This window comes from Streptomyces megasporus, from assembly GCF_000718985.1.
GTDB classification, from domain to species: Bacteria; Actinomycetota; Actinomycetes; order Streptomycetales; family Streptomycetaceae; genus Streptomyces; species Streptomyces megasporus.
Genome location: NZ_JODL01000108.1, coordinates 1 through 421 on the forward strand (window position 1 = coordinate 1; position 421 = coordinate 421).

The window sequence follows — 421 nt, forward strand, 5'->3', positions numbered from 1 at the left end:
GTCGCCCAAGACGGCGCTCCCTCGCTGTACGGAACTGCGTTCCGACCCTCGATTTTTTGTCATTTCGACGCGACATTGCCGCTCCTCCGAACGTACTGTGACCTCATCGGACAGCCTGCGCAACGGATCTTGGCCGGACCTTTTGCCGCGCCGGAAGGAGCGGCTCGCATGAACGGGTATGCGACCTCGGATCGCGATGCCGTCACGGCCGCGCCCGGCGGGTTGCTGGACCTGCTGAAGGTCGCGGCCGTTGTCCTGGACGCGGGCGGGCACATCGCCCTGTGGAGTCCGGAGATCGAGCAGCTGCTCGGCTACACGCCGGCGGAGGCCCTGCGCCAGCGCGCCGACACGCTCCTGGTGGCGCCCGAGAACCGGACCCGGGGCAGGGAGCTGTTCGCCCTGTCTCTTATACACATCTGAC

General features: G+C 67.0%; 1 pseudogene. It reads left to right on the forward strand.

From position 1 onward, the window contains the following. Window positions 1-168: 168 nt before the first annotated feature. A pseudogene (locus tag IF47_RS0126895) lies at window positions 169-399 on the forward strand (PAS domain-containing protein); the annotation flags it as partial. Window positions 400-421: the final 22 nt, after the last annotated feature.